Annotated in this window: 12 protein-coding genes; 7 read left to right on the plus strand and 5 right to left on the minus strand. The window is 71.4% G+C overall.

What is annotated here, in order from left to right; genetic code table 11:
- Positions 1-61: 61 nt before the first annotated feature.
- The 4 genes from dxs to AB0I04_RS28295 all read left to right on the plus strand — a co-directional run bounded on the left by dxs (position 62) and on the right by AB0I04_RS28295 (position 5,972).
- Positions 62-1,963, plus strand: a complete 1,902-nt coding sequence (gene dxs, locus AB0I04_RS28280; protein WP_360890674.1) for a 1-deoxy-D-xylulose-5-phosphate synthase — start codon at positions 62-64, stop codon at positions 1,961-1,963.
- Between the two features lie 66 nt (positions 1,964-2,029).
- Positions 2,030-3,511: an amino acid permease gene (locus AB0I04_RS28285; protein WP_360890677.1), complete on the plus strand. Its 1,482-nt coding sequence runs from the start codon at positions 2,030-2,032 to the stop codon at positions 3,509-3,511.
- A 51-nt stretch (positions 3,512-3,562) separates the two neighbouring features.
- Complete coding sequence (locus tag AB0I04_RS28290; RefSeq protein WP_360890680.1) at positions 3,563-4,918, plus strand: FAD-dependent oxidoreductase; 1,356 nt, start codon at positions 3,563-3,565, stop codon at positions 4,916-4,918.
- 238 nt (positions 4,919-5,156) lie between these two features.
- Positions 5,157-5,972, plus strand: coding sequence for a glycoside hydrolase family 16 protein (locus AB0I04_RS28295; protein ID WP_360890683.1), 816 nt, complete (start codon positions 5,157-5,159; stop codon positions 5,970-5,972).
- A gap of 53 nt (positions 5,973-6,025) precedes the next feature.
- Here AB0I04_RS28295 and AB0I04_RS28300 read toward each other — a convergent pair whose 3' ends face one another.
- The 4 genes from AB0I04_RS28300 to efeU all read right to left on the minus strand — a co-directional run bounded on the left by AB0I04_RS28300 (position 6,026) and on the right by efeU (position 11,811).
- Entirely contained in the window at positions 6,026-8,116 is a 2,091-nt protein-coding gene (locus AB0I04_RS28300) for a 3-hydroxyacyl-CoA dehydrogenase NAD-binding domain-containing protein (protein ID WP_360890686.1), read from the minus strand.
- Complete coding sequence (locus tag AB0I04_RS28305; RefSeq protein WP_360890689.1) at positions 8,113-9,315, minus strand: thiolase family protein; 1,203 nt, start codon at positions 9,313-9,315, stop codon at positions 8,113-8,115. The genes AB0I04_RS28300 and AB0I04_RS28305 overlap by 4 nt, the downstream gene beginning before the upstream one ends.
- A 281-nt stretch (positions 9,316-9,596) precedes the next feature.
- Positions 9,597-10,799 carry an NAD(P)/FAD-dependent oxidoreductase gene (locus tag AB0I04_RS28310; RefSeq protein ID WP_360890692.1) on the minus strand — a complete coding sequence of 401 codons (1,203 nt, stop codon included), beginning with the start codon at positions 10,797-10,799 and terminating at the stop codon, positions 9,597-9,599.
- A 154-nt stretch (positions 10,800-10,953) separates the two neighbouring features.
- A complete protein-coding gene (efeU, locus tag AB0I04_RS28315; RefSeq protein ID WP_360890695.1) occupies positions 10,954-11,811 on the minus strand; it encodes an iron uptake transporter permease EfeU in 858 nt (285 codons plus the stop codon).
- Between the two features lie 202 nt (positions 11,812-12,013).
- On the opposite strand from efeU, the gene AB0I04_RS28320 reads away from it, so the two are divergent.
- The gene (locus AB0I04_RS28320) at positions 12,014-12,835 is read left to right on the plus strand and encodes a polysaccharide deacetylase family protein (RefSeq protein WP_360890698.1); all 822 of its coding nucleotides are present in this window, start codon (positions 12,014-12,016) and stop codon (positions 12,833-12,835) included.
- On the opposite strand, the gene AB0I04_RS28325 is transcribed toward AB0I04_RS28320, so the two are convergent.
- A complete protein-coding gene (locus AB0I04_RS28325; protein WP_360890701.1) occupies positions 12,784-13,392 on the minus strand; it encodes a hypothetical protein in 609 nt (202 codons plus the stop codon). The genes AB0I04_RS28320 and AB0I04_RS28325 overlap by 52 nt on opposite strands.
- Positions 13,393-13,714: 322 nt before the next feature.
- On the opposite strand from AB0I04_RS28325, the gene AB0I04_RS28330 reads away from it, so the two are divergent.
- Complete coding sequence (locus AB0I04_RS28330; protein WP_360890704.1) at positions 13,715-15,982, plus strand: protease pro-enzyme activation domain-containing protein; 2,268 nt, start codon at positions 13,715-13,717, stop codon at positions 15,980-15,982.
- Positions 15,967-17,346: a sensor domain-containing protein gene (locus AB0I04_RS28335; RefSeq protein ID WP_360890707.1), complete on the plus strand. Its 1,380-nt coding sequence runs from the start codon at positions 15,967-15,969 to the stop codon at positions 17,344-17,346. The genes AB0I04_RS28330 and AB0I04_RS28335 overlap by 16 nt, the downstream gene beginning before the upstream one ends.
- The last annotated feature ends 34 nt before the right edge of the window (positions 17,347-17,380 follow it).

Here is a 17,380-nt window from a genome sequence, read left to right on the forward strand (position 1 = left end):
TCCTCATTGTCGAGCGACCACTAAAATCAGCATCCGCAGAAAAAACGAGGAGATGACCCGAGTGACCCTTCTTGAGTCGATTCGAGGGCCCGAGGACCTCAAGCGCCTGGCTCCGGAGCAGCTTCCGCAGCTCGCCGGCGAGATACGAGATCTCCTCGTCACCGCGGTGTCGACGTCGAAGAACGGCGGTCACCTCGGCCCGAACCTCGGCGTGGTCGAGCTCACCATCGCGCTGCACCGGGTCTTCGACTCGCCGCACGACCGCGTCCTCTTCGACACGGGGCACCAGGCGTACGTGCACAAACTGCTGACGGGCCGGCAGGACTTCGGTTCGCTGCGGCAGGCGGGCGGCCTGTCCGGCTACCCGTCCCAGGCGGAGTCCGAGCACGATGTGATCGAGAACTCCCACGCCTCCACCGCGCTGTCGTACGCCGACGGGCTGGCAAAGGCGTACCAGCTGCGCGGGGAGGGCGACCGGTATGTCGTGGCGTTCATCGGCGACGGCGCGCTCACCGGCGGCATGGCCTGGGAGGCGCTGAACAACATCGCGGCGGGCAGGGACCGCAGGGTCGTCATCGTCGTGAACGACAACGGCCGGTCGTACTCCCCGACGATCGGCGGACTGGCCAGCCACCTCGCGGACCTGCGGATGACGCGGGGGTACGAGCACGCCCTCGATCTGATCAAGCGCACGGTGCCGCGCACGCCGGTCGTGGGGCCGATGGCGTACGAGGCGCTGCACGGCATCAAGAAGGGCATCAAGGACATCCTGCAGCCGCAGGCGATGTTCGAGGACCTGGGCCTGAAGTACCTCGGGCCGATCGACGGCCACGACGAGGAGGCCGTGGAGCACGCGCTTCGCAAGGCGAAGGACTTCGGCGAGCCGGTGATCGTGCACTGCATGACGCGGAAGGGCTTCGGCTACGCGCCCGCCGAGAACGACGAGGAGGAGGCGTTCCACGCCCCCGGCCTCTTCGACGCGGCCACCGGGCGGAAGCTGGCCAAGAGCTCGCGGACCTGGACCAAGGCGTTCAGCGAGGAGCTGGTGACGCTGGGCGCCGAGCGCCCGGACGTGGTGGCCATCACCGCCGCGATGCTGCACCCGACCGGGCTGGCGGCGTTCGCCGAGGCGTACCCGGACCGCACGTACGACGTCGGGATCGCCGAGCAGCACGCGGTGACGTCGGCCGCGGGCCTGGCCTTCGGCGGCATGCACCCGGTCGTCGCCGTGTACGCCACGTTCCTCAACCGGGCGTTCGACCAGCTGCTCATGGACGTCGCCCTGCACAAGCTGCCGGTCACGGTCGTCCTCGACCGGGCCGGGGTCACGGGCGACGACGGGCCGAGCCACAACGGCATGTGGGACATGTCGATCCTGCAGGTCGTCCCCGGGCTGCGGGTCGCCGCCCCCCGGGACGAGACCCGGCTGACGGAGTTGCTGCGCGAGGCCGTGGACGTCAATGACGGCCCGACGGTCGTCCGGTTCCCGAAGGGGCCGGTCGCCGAGGACGTCGCGCCCGTCGATCGGGTCGGCGGGATGGACGTCCTCGTACGGTCGGGCGAGAAGCAGGACGTGCTCATCGTCGCGGCGGGCCCGATGGCGGGCGTCGCGGTCGAGGCGGCCCGGCTGATCGACGCGCACGGCATCGGCGTCACGGTCGTGGACCCGCGCTGGGTGAAGCCGCTGGACCCCGAGCTGCCGGGCCTGGCGGCCGGGCACCGGCTCGTCGCGGTCGTCGAGGACAACAGCCGGGTCGGCGGCGTGGGCGACGCGGTGGCGCGGGCGCTGCGCGACGCCGACGTCGACGTGCCGGTCCGGACGTTCGGCATCCCGGACCGCTTCTTGGACCACGCCAAGCGCACGCAGATCATGACCGACATCGGGCTGACGCCGCAGGGCCTGGCCCGGGACATCACGGCGGCCACCGCGCGCGACGAGGTACTCGAAGCCACCGAGTCCTGAAATCTAACAGTCCGTTAGTTTTGCCATCACCGGGTAGAGGAGGCCATACGTCGTAGAGGGAGTCAGATGAGTGTTTTCCGCACTAAATCGGTAGAGCGGTCCATTCAGGACACGGATGAGCCTGGACACCGACTACGGCGGGACCTGAGCGCACTCGATCTGACGATCTTCGGCGTCGGGGTCATCATCGGCACGGGCATCTTCGTGCTCACCGGCGAGGTCGCCAAGGAGAAGTCCGGACCCGCGGTCGCGCTGTCCTTCGTGGCCGCGGGCATCGCCTGCGCGCTCGCCGCGCTGTGCTACGCGGAGTTCGCCTCCACCGTGCCGGTGGCCGGCTCCGCGTACACCTTCTCCTTCGCCACGCTCGGCGAACTGCCCGCGTGGATCATCGGCTGGGACCTCGTGCTGGAGCTGGCGCTCGCGGCGGCGACCGTCTCGGTGGGCTGGTCCGGCTATGCCAAGAGCCTGCTCGGCGACCTCGGCTGGGACCTGCCCTCCTCCGTGGCCGGAGAACATGCCACCTTCAACATCCCGGCGGCCCTGATCGTCGTGATCGTCACGGGCGTGCTCGTCCTCGGGATCAAGGTCTCCTCGCGGGTCAACGCGGTCATCGTGACGATCAAGATCGCGATCGTCCTGTTCGTGATCTTCGCGGGGCTGTTCTTCATCAAGGGCTCGAACTACCACCCCTTCGTCCCGAGGTCGGTCCCGACGCCTTCGGTGCACGGCAGCCAGGAGCCGCTGGTCCAGGTGCTGTTCGGCTACACGCCATCCACGTACGGGTGGGCCGGGATCTTCGCGGGCGCCGCGATCGTCTTCTTCGCCTTCATCGGCTTCGACATCGTCGCGACCGCGGCCGAGGAGACCAAGAAGCCGCAGCGCGACCTGCCCGTCGGGATCATCGCCTCGCTCGCCATCTGCACCACTCTGTACGTCGCGGTCTCACTCGTCGTCGTCGGCATGGAGAACTACCGGCAGCTGAGCGTCGAGGCCCCGCTCGCCGAAGCGTTCAAGGCGGTCGGGCACTCCGGGTTCGCGACGATCATCGACATCGGGGCGATCGCCGGCCTGACCACGGTCGTGCTCATCCTCGTGCTCGGCCAGAGCCGGGTGTTCTTCGCGATGAGCCGTGACGGGCTGCTGCCGCAGTGGCTGGCCGAGGTCCACCCGCGGTTCGGCACGCCGGCCCGGATGACCGTCATCATCGGCGTCATCGTCGCGGTCATCGCCGGTCTGATCCCGCTGTCGGCCCTGGCCGACCTGGTCAACATCGGCACGCTGTTCGCGTTCGTGGTCGTCTCGATCGGCGTGATGATCCTGCGCCGGACCCGGCCCGACCTGCCCCGGTCGTTCCGCGTCCCGTGGTCGCCCGTGGTACCGATCCTGTCCGTCCTGGCCTGCGTGTACCTCATGCTGAACCTGCCGGTCGAGACGTGGATCAGGTTCGTGGTCTGGATGCTCATCGGCTTCGTCATCTACTTCGGGTACGGCCACCGCCACAGTCGCGCGGGTGAACCGCTGGTTAAACCGTCGGTCGAATCCCGGTGATGTGGCCCCGTCGGTCCTGACACCGGGCGTCTCTGGGCGCACAATGGCGACGTGGCGGACACACATCCGCTCCGCGTGGCGGTCATCGGGTCCGGGCCGGCGGGCATCTACGCCGCCGAGGCCCTGGTGAAGCAGGCGGACGGGAACGTACAGGTCGATGTCTTCGACCGGCTGCCGACGCCGTACGGCCTAGTACGGTACGGCGTCGCCCCGGACCACACGTCGATCAAATCCATCGCGGGCTACCTGCAGCGGGTGCTGGAGCAGCCGGGAGTGCGGTTCCTCGGCGGCGTGGAGCTCGGCGGCGACATCACGCGCGACGACCTGCTCGCCTGCTACGACGCGGTGATCTACGCGACCGGCGCCATGGTCGACCGGCACCTCGGCGTGCCGGGGGAGGACCTGCCCGGCAGCGTCGCCGCCACCGACTTCGTCAACTGGTACTGCGGCCATCCCGACGCGTTCGACCTCGACGTCGACCTGTCCGCCGACGAGGTCGCGGTGATCGGGGTCGGCAACGTCGCCGTCGACGTCGCGCGGATCCTCGCCAAGACCGCCGGCGAACTCCGCGCCACCGACGTGCCGGAGCCGGTGCTCGACCTGCTCGGCGGCAGCGCCGTCCGCCACATCCACATGATCGGCAGGCGGGGGCCCGCGCAGGCCAAGTTCACCACCAAGGAGCTGCGCGAGCTCGGCCGGCTGCCGCACACCGAGGTGCACATCCGCGCCGAGGACATGGAGCTCGACCCGGCGAGCGCCGCGCTGGCCGAGTCCGACCGGCATGTGCGCGCCAACGTCGCGGTCATGCGCGAATGGGCGGGACAACCGGTCGAGGGCCGCCCGCGCCGGCTCGACCTGCGGTTCTGGCTGCGGCCCGTGGAGATCCTCGGCACCGAGCGGGTCGAGGGCCTGCGCCTCGAGCACACGACGCTGAACGACGAGGGCCGGGTCGTCGGCACCGGCGCGTACGTGACCCTGCCGGTCGGGATGGTGCTGCGCTCGGTCGGGTACCAGAGCGTGCCCCTGCCCGGCGTGCCGTTCGACCCACGGGCGTACGTCGTGCCGAACGACACCGGGCGGGTGCTCGGCGAGGACGGCCGGCCACGACCGGGGGAGTACGTCGCCGGCTGGCTCAAGCGAGGCCCGACCGGGGTCATCGGCACGAACAAGGCCGACGCCGCCGAGACCGTCCGCGCGCTGCTCGCCGACCTGAACGGCCGGGCCCACGAGCACCCGTCCATCGAGGCGCTGCTGGAGGCGCGGAACGTCCGCGCGGTGACGTACGACGACTGGCTCGGCATCGACGCCGAGGAGATCGCGCTCGCCCAGGCGCTCTCCCGCGGCGAACGTGTCAAGCTCGCCGGCTGGGACGCCCTCCGCCGCGCCTGCCGACCGCGAACCTCCTGACTCCGTCCCGCCTGCCGTCCGCGTACGCCTGACTCCGCCGCGTACCGGGACTTCGAGCGCATCGGGACTTCAGGCTCTCCCCGTACGGGACCGGAGTCTCATCTTGGCGCGCGAGGCGTTCGACGCTGAATGAAACCCCCGACATGTGTCTGAGACGTCCGTATGCTCTTCGACGGCTTCGGGGGGAGTGGCCGTACGGCCCTCGCCGTGTCCTGTCCCCCCTCGAAGGAGTCGTCCCATGCGTCACTCTCGTCGTCTCGCCGTCGCCGCGGCCGGGACCGCCGTCGCCGTCGGTGCGGTCGTCACCGGCATCGCCGTCTCGGATGGTTCGTCGTCGAAGGCCTCCAAGGTCGGCTACTCGGACAACGCCGCACGACAGGCCGCGCCCGTGACCGGGCAGGCGACGGACGGCACCGCCGCCGCCCGGTACAACTGGGGCAAGCCGCTCCGGGTGGAGAACTTCAGCGGCAAGGCCGTCAACAAGAAGGACTGGGAGCTGTACGAGGACCCGGGCAAGGACAAGCCGGGCGGCGAGAAGACCAAGCGGCGCCCGTCGCAGGCCAAGGTCAAGAACGGCATCCTGACGATCACGGGCCTGGCCAACGGCTGGTCCGAGGGCATGGCCTGGCACAAGGGCATCCGTAAGTACGGCCGCTGGGAGACCCGCGTCCGCGCGGGCAAGGGCTGCGGCTGCTACCACCCCGTACTGCTGCTCTGGGGTGAGAGCAAGCCCGCCGAGGTCGACTACATGGAGGACATCCAGGACCCGAACCGTACGCACCCCAACTTCTTCCTGCACTACGGGAACGACCAGCAGCTGCAGCAGCAAGTCAAGGTCGACCTGACCAAGTGGCACACCTTCGCCGTGGAGGTAACGTCCACGCAGGTCAACGGCTACGTCGACGGAAAGCGGTGGTTCCACACCACCAAGAGCGCCGCGATCCCGCGCGGCACGCTCGCGCCGACGATCCAGCTGGACTGGTTCCCCGGCGACAGCCGCACCCACACCGGCGGCACCATGCAGGTCGACTGGATCAAGCTGTACAAGGCCTGATCAAGCGAAGAGCGCCCCGGCACGAGGTGCCGGGGCGCTCTTCGTAGCCGACGTCAGGAGTGGAAGCGGGCTCCGTTGACCTTCTCGGCGATGCCGGTGCGGTCGAGGTACGGCGTGATGCCGCCCAGGTGGAACGGCCAGCCCGCGCCGAGGATCAGGCACAGGTCGATGTCCTCCGGCGCCGCGACGACGCCTTCGTCCAGCATGATCTTGATCTCCTCGGCGAGCGCGTCGAGCGCCCGGGCGAGGACCTGCTCCTCGGTGGACGGCGAGGAGCCGCCCTCGAACAGGGCGACGGCCTCGGGGTCGAGCGTGAAGTCGGGGCGGTAGACCCCGGGCTTGCCCGCCGCGACCAGCTTGGCCAGGCCCTCCGAGAGCGGGAACCGGTCCGGGAACGCCGCGTGCAGCGTCTCGCCGACGTGCAGGGCGATGGCCGGGCCGACCAGGCCCATGAGCACGAACGGCGACATCGGCAGGCCGAGCGGGTTGGTGGAGCGCTCGACGACCTCGATCGGCGTGCCCTCCTCCACCGTCGTGAGGATCGCCGCCTGGAGCCGCAGCAGGATGCGGTTGACCACGAACGCGGGCGCGTCCTTGACCAGCACGCAGGACTTCTTCAGCGCCTTGCCGGTCGCGAACGCCGTGGCGAGGGCGGCGTCGTCGGTCCGCTCGCCCCGGACGATCTCCAGCAACGGCAGCACGGCGACCGGGTTGAAGAAGTGGAACCCGACGACCCGCTCCGGGTGCTTCAGCTTGGCCGCCATCTCGGTCACCGACAGCGACGAGGTGTTGGTGGCCAGCACGCACTCCGGCGAGACGACCGCCTCGACCTCGGCGAAGACCTTCTGCTTGACGCCCATCTCCTCGAAGACGGCCTCGATCACGAAGTCGGCGTCGGCGAAGGCGTCCTTGGTCAGCGAGCCGGTGACCAGGCCCTTGAGCCGTGACGCCTCGTCGGCCGAGACGCGGCCCTTGCCGAGCAGCTTGTCGATCTCGGCGTGGACGTAGCCGACGCCCTTGTCGAGGCGCTCCTGGTCCAGGTCGGTGAGCACGACGGGGACGTTCAGCCGCCGGGCGAACAGCAGGGCCAACTGCGAGGCCATCAGCCCGGCGCCGACCACGCCGACCTTGGTCACCGGCCGTGCGAGGGCCTTGTCGGGCGCGCCGGCGGGCCGCTTGGCGCGCTTCTGCACCAGGTCGAAGGAGTACAGGCCGGCCTTGAGCTCGGAGCTCATGATCAGGTCGGCGAGGGCGTCGTCCTCGACGGCGAAGCCCTCGTCGCGGGTGCGGTCCTTGGCCGCCGCGACCAGGTCCAGCGCCCGCAGCGGCGCGGGGGCCGCACCGTGCAGCTTGCCCTCGGCGAACCACCGCGCCTGCGCGACGGCGTCGTCCCAGGCCTTGCCGGTGTCGACCTCGGCGCGCTCGACCGTCACCTCGCCGGTCAGCACCCGGGCGGCCCAGCGCAGCGACTCCTCCAGGAAGTCCGCCGGCTCGAACATCGCGTCCGCGACGCCCAGCTCGAACGCCTGCGGCCCGCGGAGCATCTTGTTCTGGTTGAGGGGGTTCTCGATGATGACCTTGAGGGCCTTCTCCGCGCCGATCAGCCGGGGCAGCAGGTACGTCCCGCCCCAGCCGGGAACCAGGCCGAGGAAGCACTCGGGCAGCGCGAGCGCGGGCACGCCGGAGGAGATCGTCCGGTACGTGCAGTGCAGCGCCACCTCGACGCCGCCGCCCATCGCCGCGCCGTTCACGAACGCGAAGGACGGCACGTTCAGCTCGCCGAGCCGCCGGAACACGTCGTGTCCCAGCCGCGCGACCAGCTTGGCCTGCTCGCGGTCGGCCAGCGCCGACACGCCCTTGAGGTCCGCGCCGACCGCGAAGATGAACGGCTTGCCGGTGACGCCGACGGCCGCGACGTCGTCACGCGCCGCCACCTGGTCGAGGGCGTCGTTCAGCTCCAGCAGGCCGCGCGGCCCGAAGGTGTTCGGCTTGGTGTGGTCGAACCCGTTGTCGAGCGTGATCAGCGCCATGGTGCCCGCGCCGTACGGCAGGTCGACGTCGCGTACGCGCGCGTGCGTCACGACCTCGTCGTGGTCGACATTCCCGGCGTCCAGCTGGGAACGCCACGTCTGCACCGTGCTCACTTGCCCCCCTCGAAGTTCGGGTTCTCCCACAGGACCGTGCCGCCCATGCCCATTCCCACGCACATGGTCGTGAGACCGAAGCGGACGTCCGGCCGCTCGGCGAACTGGCGGGCCAGCTGCATCATCAGCCGGACGCCAGAGGACGCCAGGGGGTGGCCCAGCGCGATGGCGCCGCCCCAGGGGTTCACGCGCGGATCGTCGTCGGCGATCTTGAAGTGGTCGAGGAAGGCGATCACCTGCACCGCGAACGCCTCGTTGATCTCGATCAGGCCGATGTCGTCCATCGTGATCGCGTTGCGGGCCAGGAGCTTCTCGGTGGCCGGCACCGGGCCGACGCCCATGACCTCCGGCTCGACGCCTGCGAAGGCGTAGTCGACCAGCCGCATCCGGACCGGCAGGCCCAGCTCGGCGGCGACGTCCTCGGCGGCGACGATGCAGCCGGTGGCGCCGTCGTTGAGCCCGGCGGCGTTGCCCGCGGTGACGTGGCCGTGCGGCCGGAACGGCGTCTTCAGGCCGGCCAGCCCCTCCAGCGTCGTGCCCGGGCGCGGCGGCTCGTCCGCGGTCGCCAGGCCATAGCCTTTCTCCTGCGAGCGGATCGCCATCGGCACCAGGTCCGGCTGGATCTTCCCGGCGTCGTACGCGGCGGCCACCTTCTGCTGGCTGCGCAGCGCGTACGCGTCGGCGCGCTCGCGGGTGATGTGCGGGAACCGGTCGTGGAGGTTCTCCGCCGTCGACCCCATCACCAGGGCGGAGGGGTCGACGAGCTTCTCGGCCAGGAATCGCGGGTTCGGGTCGACGCCCTCGCCCATCGGGTGCCGGCCCATGTGCTCGACGCCGCCGGCGATGGCGACGTCGTACGCGCCGAAGGCGATGCCGCCCGCCACGGTCGTCACGGCGGTCATCGCGCCGGCGCACATACGGTCGATGGCGTACCCGGGGACGCTCTTCGGCAGCCCGGCGAGAACAGCGGCCGAGCGGCCGATCGTGAGGCCCTGGTCGCCGGTCTGGGTGGTCGCGGCGATGGCGACCTCGTCGACCCGGTCGGCAGGCAGGGAGGGGTTGCGCCTCCGCAGCTCACGGATCACCCGGACGATGAGATCATCAGCGCGGGTCTCGGCGTACAGCCCCTTGGGGCCCGCCTTGCCGAACGGCGTGCGAACGCCGTCGACGAAGACCACGTCACGTGCGGTACGGGGCACGGTCGGTTCTCCTTCTGACAGAGCCTGCGGAGCACTCCTGGGTACTCCTACCCCTAGGTTACTCGCCGGTAACGACCGACGGGTAACCCGGGGTCGCCGCCGGTCGCTCGCCGCCCGCCCGTCGCCCGTCGCCCGCCGCCCGCCGTGCGCCGGTCGCCCGCCGTGCGCCGCCGGTCGCGCGCCTGCGGTCGCCCGGCACGCGGCCGGGCTCGGGCCGGGTCCGTCCGTGTCCGTGGCCGGGCTCGGAGCCCGGTCCGTCCGTGGCCGTGCGCACCGGGCGGTCAGAACGTGACGGGCGCGTCCCAGTCGATGTGGTGCTCGAACAGCCACGCCATCTTCGCCATCGACTTGGGACCTGCGGCGTTCCGCAGGATGAGCGGGAGGGCCAGGTCTCGCAGGACGCGGCCGGTCAGGCCCTGCTTCTTGGTGTTGTTCATCCCCGAGCCCCAGGCCACCACCCGCTCCACGCGCTCGCGGCGAAGCGTCTCGTACGCGGTCAGCGCGCGCGGGACGTCCGGGGCGTCGCGCAGGCAGCGGGCGAGCGTGACGGCGTCCTCGGCGGCCTGGGAGGCGCCCTGTCCGGAGGAGGGGGAGACTGCGTGGGCCGCGTCACCGATGACGACCATCCGGTCGGTGTGCCAGGTCGGCACGTTCGGCAGGTCGTACTGGTTGGTCAGCGGGAAGTCGCCGGACATCGCCCGTACGATGCGCGCCCCCGGCGTCCGGTCCGTCGACAGCATGCCGACGAGCTCCTCGCGGAGGCGGTCGGTCGTCAGCGCGCGGATCTCCTCACGCGACCGTTCCCTGGTCCGAGGCGGGTTGGCGAACCACCAGATCTCACCGTCGGGGCTCACGGTGTACCCGAAGAAGCAGTTCTTCCCCCAGATCATGACGTAGTCGCCCGGCTCGGCGTCGATCCCCGTGTCGCGGGTGAAGCCGCCGGTGTTGCCGAGCCCGGTGTAGCGCGGGCCCGGGTTGGCCGGGTCGATGAGGGAGCGGGCCGCCGAGTGCACGCCGTCGGCGCCGACCAGCAGATCTCCCTCTGCCGTGCTCCCGTCGGCGAACCGCGCCACCACGCGCCCACCGGCCGTCGTCGCGCCCACCAGGCGCTTGCCGTGCTCGATCGGGACTCCGCGCCGCTCCGCCTCCTGGTACAGGCCGCCGTACAGGTCCGCCCGCCGGATGGTGTGGGTGGCCGTGCCGTCGGTGAGCGTCGGCCCGAGGGGCATGGCCCCGAGTTGCTTGCCGGTGCCGCTGAGGAAGCGCATGTGGCCGGAGGGGAAGCCGGCCGAGGTGACGACCTTGTCGGCGTCGACCGCCCGCAGCGCGTCCAGCCCGTTCACCGCCACGGTCAGGTAGACGCCGTGGGAGAGGCCGGAGCTGTGCTCGTACGCCTCGTAGATCACCGGGTCCAGCCCCGCCTTCTTCGCGGCGATGCCCGCCACCGCGCCGGCCACGCCGCCGCCCACGATCAGTACTCGCATCACGACACCTCTGTTCGCTCGGAGATAGTTTTTCTCTGGATAAGAGCATCTTGATACTAGAGTATCTTGTCGGTCAAGAGATATTCTCATCCGGAAACGCGAAAGCCCCCGGCCGGGACGGCCGGGGGCTTGAGGTCGGACTAGGCGTATGGAGTCAGCCTTGGGCGGGCGCCGGTTGCCGCTGCGGCTTGGGAGCGGCCGGCTTGGCCGGGCGGAGGAAGAGGATCATGACCGGTACGAGGTAGAGCACCCACATCACGGCCTGGACCACGGTCACCTGAGGCGTGAGGTTGAAGACGCCCTGCAGGGCGGTCTGCAGCCACTGGCCGACGGTGCCCATGCCCTGGAACCAGGTGTGCGGCTGGAACGCGTACGACGTGAGCCCCGGCAGGATCCCGGCCTCCTGGAGGTCGTGGAAGCCGTAGCCGAAGACGCCGGCGGCCACCACGATGAGCGCCGCGCCGGTGATGGTGAAGAAGCGCTTGAGGTTGAGCTTGAGTCCGCCGCGGTACAGCAGGTAGCCCAGCAGGGCGGCGGTGAGCAGGCCGAGCACGGCGCCGATGATCGGCTCGGTGGTGTTGTTGGCGGCGTTGATGTTGGTCCACAGGAACAGGGCCGTCTCCAGGCCCTCCCGTCCGACCGCCAGGAGCGCCACGGCGAACAGCGCGCCGGTGCCGAGGGACAGCGCGCCCTCGAGCTTGCCCTCGAGCTCGGCCTTCATGAACCGCGCGGCCCGGCGCATCCAGAAGACCATCCACGTCACGAGGCCGACCGCGACGATCGAGAGGGTGCCGCCGAAGGCCTCCTGCGTCTTGAACTGCATCTCGCCCGAGGCGAAGCTCAGCAGCACGCAGAACGCGACGCTGATCCCGATCGCGGTGCCGACGCCGGCCCAGACCGGAGCGAGAGCCCGTCGGTTGCCCGACTTCACCAGGTACGCGATGAGGATGCTGACGACCAGCGACGCTTCGAGCCCTTCGCGCAGGCCGATGAGGAAGTTGCCGAGCAGCAAGGGGACGCGCTCCTTCGAACTGGGGAGTCTTAGGCAAACCTAACCTAACCGAGTGTGCGGGAGGGGGTCGCTGAACGCAAGCCCGGATTGTCACTCAAAGCCCGATTACCGTGTCTAATGCGTCACGTCCCTGTAGTGGTTCCTCTGTTGCGATCCGGTCACGTGTGTCCAGCGGTACCAGTTAGGGCATAGCGTTTGACACGTGGAGTTTCGGGATGTCGTGACGCGCCGTCGCATGATCACTCTCGGTGCAGCCAGCGCCGCTCTCCTGCTCGCCGGAGACAGAGTCAAGGGGATCCCCGCCGCGAACCGGCATTCTGTCGCCCGGGGTCGCGCCGTCATCCCGCCCGCGGATACCTCCCCGACGCCCACCCCCACCCCCAAGCCTCCGTCTCCGACGCAGTTGCCGCCGCTGCCGCGCCGCAAGGAGGCCATCCACACGCTGCACGACGTCCTCCCGACCGCACCGCCCAACGCGATCTCGCTGACCATCGATGACGGCCCGCACCCGGAGTGGACGCCGAAGATGCTCGACCTGCTGGCCGAGCACGACGTGAAGGCGACGTTCTCGCTCATCGGCATCCAGGTGAAGCAGTTCCCGCAGCTGGCGCAGCGGATCGCCGCGGCGGGCCACCAGATCTGCAATCACACGATGAACCACCCGCTGGACATCGCCTCGCTGTCGTCCCGGAAGGTCGACAAGGAGATCACCGAGGCGCACGAGCGCATCTGCGACGCCACCGGGGTCGTGCCGAAGTTCTTCCGCTCGCCCGGCGGGGCGTGGTCGCGCGCGGTGTTCGGCTCGGCGGCCCGGCACGGGATGCTGCCGATCGACTGGGACATCGACCCGCGCGACTGGGCCCGACCGGGCACCCGCCGCATCAAGCGGAGCCTGCTGGAGGCCAAGGGCGGAGACATCCTCCTGTGTCACGACGGCGGAGGCGACCGCTCCGAGACGATCAAAGCCCTGGGTCAGGTCATCCCGAAGCTGAAGGCCCGCGGACTGTCCTTCGTCCTGCTCTGACCGCCCGCTCCGACCGTGCCGTACGGCCTGACCGCGCCGTAGGTCCGGCCGTGCTGTAGGTCCGGCCGTGCCGTACGGCGGCAGCCAAGGTAAGCCAAAAGGGGGGGCAGCGCCCTGGTCAGGGTCGTCGGTTGGGGGTCGGGTTGGTGCTGCCAGTGGGTGAGGGCGTCGGCTGAGACGCGGGCGTAGCGGGCGAGGCCGGCGACGTCGGTGTGCCCGGAGAACGCGAGCAGGGTGGAGGTGTTCGCGCCGTCCTCAGCGGCATGCGTCAAGGCGCTGTGGCGGAGCTGACGCAGCGTCCAGGGCCCGCTGGGGTAGGTCGCGGTCGCCGCGGTGAACAACTCGGCGGCGCGCCGGTAGGACAGCCGCGCTCGCCCGGTGCCGGGGTCTAGATCGGCGGCGGCGAGCTGGACGCGTACCTTGCGGCCGGTGAGGCAGAGCGGCCCCTTCGTCCGGCCGCCGATCAGGCTGGGCAGGAGACGGGCGATGCCGCTGATCAGCCGGCCCGCTTGCGCTCTCGACAGGTTTGAGCTGGGCGGAGGCCGATCGCCTGCCATCGGTTCGCCTGCCCGGGTACCGGGCGGCCGGCTCAGGGGCGGGTGGCGACGATGTTGTGGCGCGGCCGCCGCGGCCGCGGGAGGCCGCTGCGCCGGCACGGTTCGAGGAACTTGCGGTCGACGCCGAGCGCCCGTTCATTGCCGCGGCCGAACTGGACGGCCCGCGGCGGGTACTGCGTACGTGTGCACCGCCCGGCCGGCGCACGGGTTGGGGGAAATCCCCCAGGCGAAGACGGAGGTCAGCCGCATTCCGGGCGGAGGGCTGCGCGGATAGCTTCGAGACCACGGTTCGAGACACCCTTCCCCCATCGAGGTGAGATCAATGCGCGTTCCGCCGGTCGGCCGCCGTCCGCGGGGCGGTGGCATCCTGGGCGTCGCGGCGGTCGGCGTCGCGATTGCGTGCGCCGGAGTGCCGTCCCCCGCCGCCGCGTTCGTGGCCGGGCACGGCCCCGCCGGCGGACGGTACGGGCTGCCGGGCTACGTGCCGCTGTGGACGCTGCCGCCGAAGGTCGGGGGCACCGACTCCGCGGATCTGGGGCCGGCGCCGGCCGGTGCGCCGATCGCCGCTCGGGTGTACCTGGCCGGGCGCGACCCGCGTGGGCTCGCGGCCTACGCGGCGGCGGTCGCCGACCCACACGGCGCGCTGTTCCATCGCTACCTGACGCCCGCCGAGGTGCGGCGGCGGTTCGATCCGGCGCGCGGCCAGGTCGCGGCGGTGCGGTCCTGGCTGGCCGCCGCCGGACTGGGCGTCACCGCGGCGAACCCGCATTACCTGTCGGTGCGCGGGAGTGCGGCCGAGGCCGCGCGCGCGTTCGGTGCCGCCTGGCACGGCTACCGGGTCGGTGCGCTCACCGAGCAGGCGCCCCCGCCGGGGGCGCGGCTCAGCGTCCCGGCGTGGGTCGCCGGGGCCGTGCTGACCATGGCGCCGACCGAGATCGGCCTGCCCGGCTCCGACGGCAAACCCGCGGCGGGCGGCACGCCCGCCGCGCCCGCCGTGCCGGGCCGCGCCGAGACCGCTTCGGCTTCACGGGGCCGCGCCGAGACCGCTTCGGCTTCACGGGGCCGCGCCGAGACCGCTTCGGCTTCACCGGGCCGCGCCGAGACCGCTTCGGCTTCACCGGGCCGCGCAGGCACCACCACACCGGCCTCGCGCGCGGCCGGATCGGCACCGGCCGGGTCCGTTGCGGCCGCGACGTTGCCCTGCTCGGAGTATTACGGGCAACGGCGGGCGACGAATCTGCCGCCCGCCTATGGCCGGACGGCGCCCTACGCGGGGTGCGGCTACACCTCGCAGCAACTCCGCGGCGCCTATGGGGTTCCGGCCGGCCTGACCGGCAAGGGCGTGCGAGTCGCCGTGGTCGGCCCCGGGCGCAACGCCGCGACTGCGGGCGATGTGGCTAGATTCGCGAGCGACCACGGCGTGCCGCTGCGGCCCGGCCAGTTCACCGAGATCATCCCGCCCGGGCTGGACGCCTCGTGCGGCGGCCGGGAGTTCCCGTTCGCCGAGGACTACATGGCCATCGAGGCCGTGCACGGGATGGCGCCCGACGCGGACATCGTCTACCTCGGCGCGAAATGCGACGACGACGATCAGGCCCTGTCGATGCTCGACGAGCTTGGCACCGTCACCGACCGGCACCTCGCCGGGATCGTCAGCGGGCGGACGATCAGGCACTACGATCCCGACCCCTCGCCCGGGCTGATCGCCGCTTACGAGCAGATCTTCCAGCGGGGCGCGGCCGAGGGGATCGGCTTCTACAACGGCACCGCGGACCACGGTGACGGATCGAACTGCCAGATCACCGGGGAATGCCATCCCATCCCCTCCAAGCCCGCGATCAGCTACCCCGCCGGCGACCCGTGGGTGACGGCGGTGGGCGGCACCAGCCTGGCGATCGGGGCGCGCGGCCAGTACCTGTGGGAGACCGGCTGGGGTGACCACATCACCGGGCTGACCCCGGATGGGAAGAACTGGGCGCAGCCGCCGGGCGCGTTCGCCTTCGGCGGGGGCGGCGGCCCCAGCGACGTGCTCGGGCAGCCGTCCTACCAGCGTGAGACGGTGCCCGAGGCGCTCAGCCGGGCACACGGATCCGGCGTGCCGATGCGCGTCGTGCCCGATGTCGCGGCCGACGCCGGCGGCGGCACCGGCGTCCGCGCCGGCCTCACGGTGCCCCCGGGCCAGGGGCTGCCGCCCGGCTACCGGGAGATCGCCGTCGGCGGGACCAGCGTCGCGACGCCGGAGTTCGCGGGCATGCAGGCCGACGCCCAACAGGCCGCGGGCGAGCCGATCGGGTTCGCCAACCCGGTCATCTACGCGCGCTACGGCACCTCGGCCTACCACGACGTCACCGACCACCCGCTCGGCCAGGGCGTTCCCATGTTCGCCGCGGGACCGGTCGCCAACCAGACCCCAGGGCTCCCCACCGAGCCCTACCTCGACACCTTCGGCCTCGACCAGAGCCTGGCCGCAACCCCGGGCTACGACGATGTCACCGGCGTTGGCACGCTCACCACCGGCTACTTCGACTCCTTCCGGCCATGTCACCAGCGCAGCATCGGGAGCGGGCGGGCCCGGTGCCGCATTCCGTAGCCGAGCAGGCCGCGGGTAAGGCCCTGGGCCGGCCGGGTGCCCTACGCGCCGTCCTCACCGCCCCCTTCACTCGCCGCGCCTGGGCCGAAGCCGCGTACTGCCTCCTCGGCTTTCCGGTCGCGCTGGTCGGATTCGTTCTCGTGCTGGCCCTCCTTGCCCTCGGCGTCGGGCTCACCGCCTCGCTGGTCGGTGCCGTCATGGGACTGGCCCTGATCGTCCTCGCCCTCGGCCTCTCCCGCGCCCTCGCGGCACTCCACCGGGTCCTGGCCGCAGGCCTGTTGGGGGAGCGGGTCACCGCGCCGGCGCAGCCCCGCTCCTCCGGCGGGTTCTTCGCCCGGCTGGACGCTCGGCTGCGGGACGAGGCGGGCTGGCGGGCGGCCGCGTACCTGCTGGTGAAGCTGCCGGTCGCGGTCTTCGAACTGTACGCGGCGGCCTGGTGGCTGATCGGAGGGTTCGATCTCATCACGCCGTTGCGCTGGGCGGTCGTCTATCAGCAGGTGGGCACCGCCGGCGGCGCGGTCATGCGGACGATCTCGCCGTTCCCGGGCGGTGCCGGGGCCCCGCACGCCGGCAGTTTCGCCGGCACCTTCCTCACCGCCGGCATCGGTGCGCTGACGCTGCTCGCCGCCCCCTGGTTCACCCGCGGGGTGGTCGCGGTGGACCGCTGGCTGCTGCGCGCGCTGCTCGGGCCGGGCGAACTCGCCCAGCGGGTACGCAACTTGGAGGAGACCCGGGCGCTGGCCGTGGACGACTCGGCGGCGCTGCTGCGCCGGCTGGAGCGGGATCTCCACGACGGGGCGCAGGTCCGACTGGTCGCGTTGGCGATGAGCCTGGACATGGCCAAGGAGCGGCTCGGCCCCGCTGGCGGACCGGTGATCGACCCCGAGAGGGCGCGAGAGCTGGTCGAGATCGCCCACCGCAACGCCGGCGAGGTCCTCTCCGAACTCCGCGACCTCTCCCGCGGCATCCACCCCCCGGTGCTGGACGAGGGCCTGCCGGACGCGCTGGCCACCCTCGCCGCGCGCAGCTCCGTACCGGTCGAGCTCTCGGCGGACCTGCCGAAGGACGAGTCTCAGCGCCCGACGCCGGCCATCGAGACCATCGCCTATTTCTGCGCGGCCGAGCTGCTGACCAATGTGATCAAGCACAGCGGTGCCAGGCACGCGGCACTGCGCGCCGAGCAGCGGGATGAGCGGCTGCGGCTGTGGGTGACCGACGACGGCCGCGGCGGCGCCGCGCTCGGCACGGGCACGGGTCTGCCGGGCCTCGCGCAGCGAGTCCGCACGGTCGACGGCAGCATTCGGATCAGCAGCCCTGTGGGCGGCCCGACCGCAGTGGAGATCGAACTCCCCCTGCACGCGTGAAACCCCGTCGGGAGCCGGAGGCCGTGAGAGCATG

The organism is Actinoallomurus sp. NPDC050550 (assembly GCF_040655075.1).
Classification (GTDB): domain Bacteria; phylum Actinomycetota; class Actinomycetes; order Streptosporangiales; family Streptosporangiaceae; genus Actinoallomurus.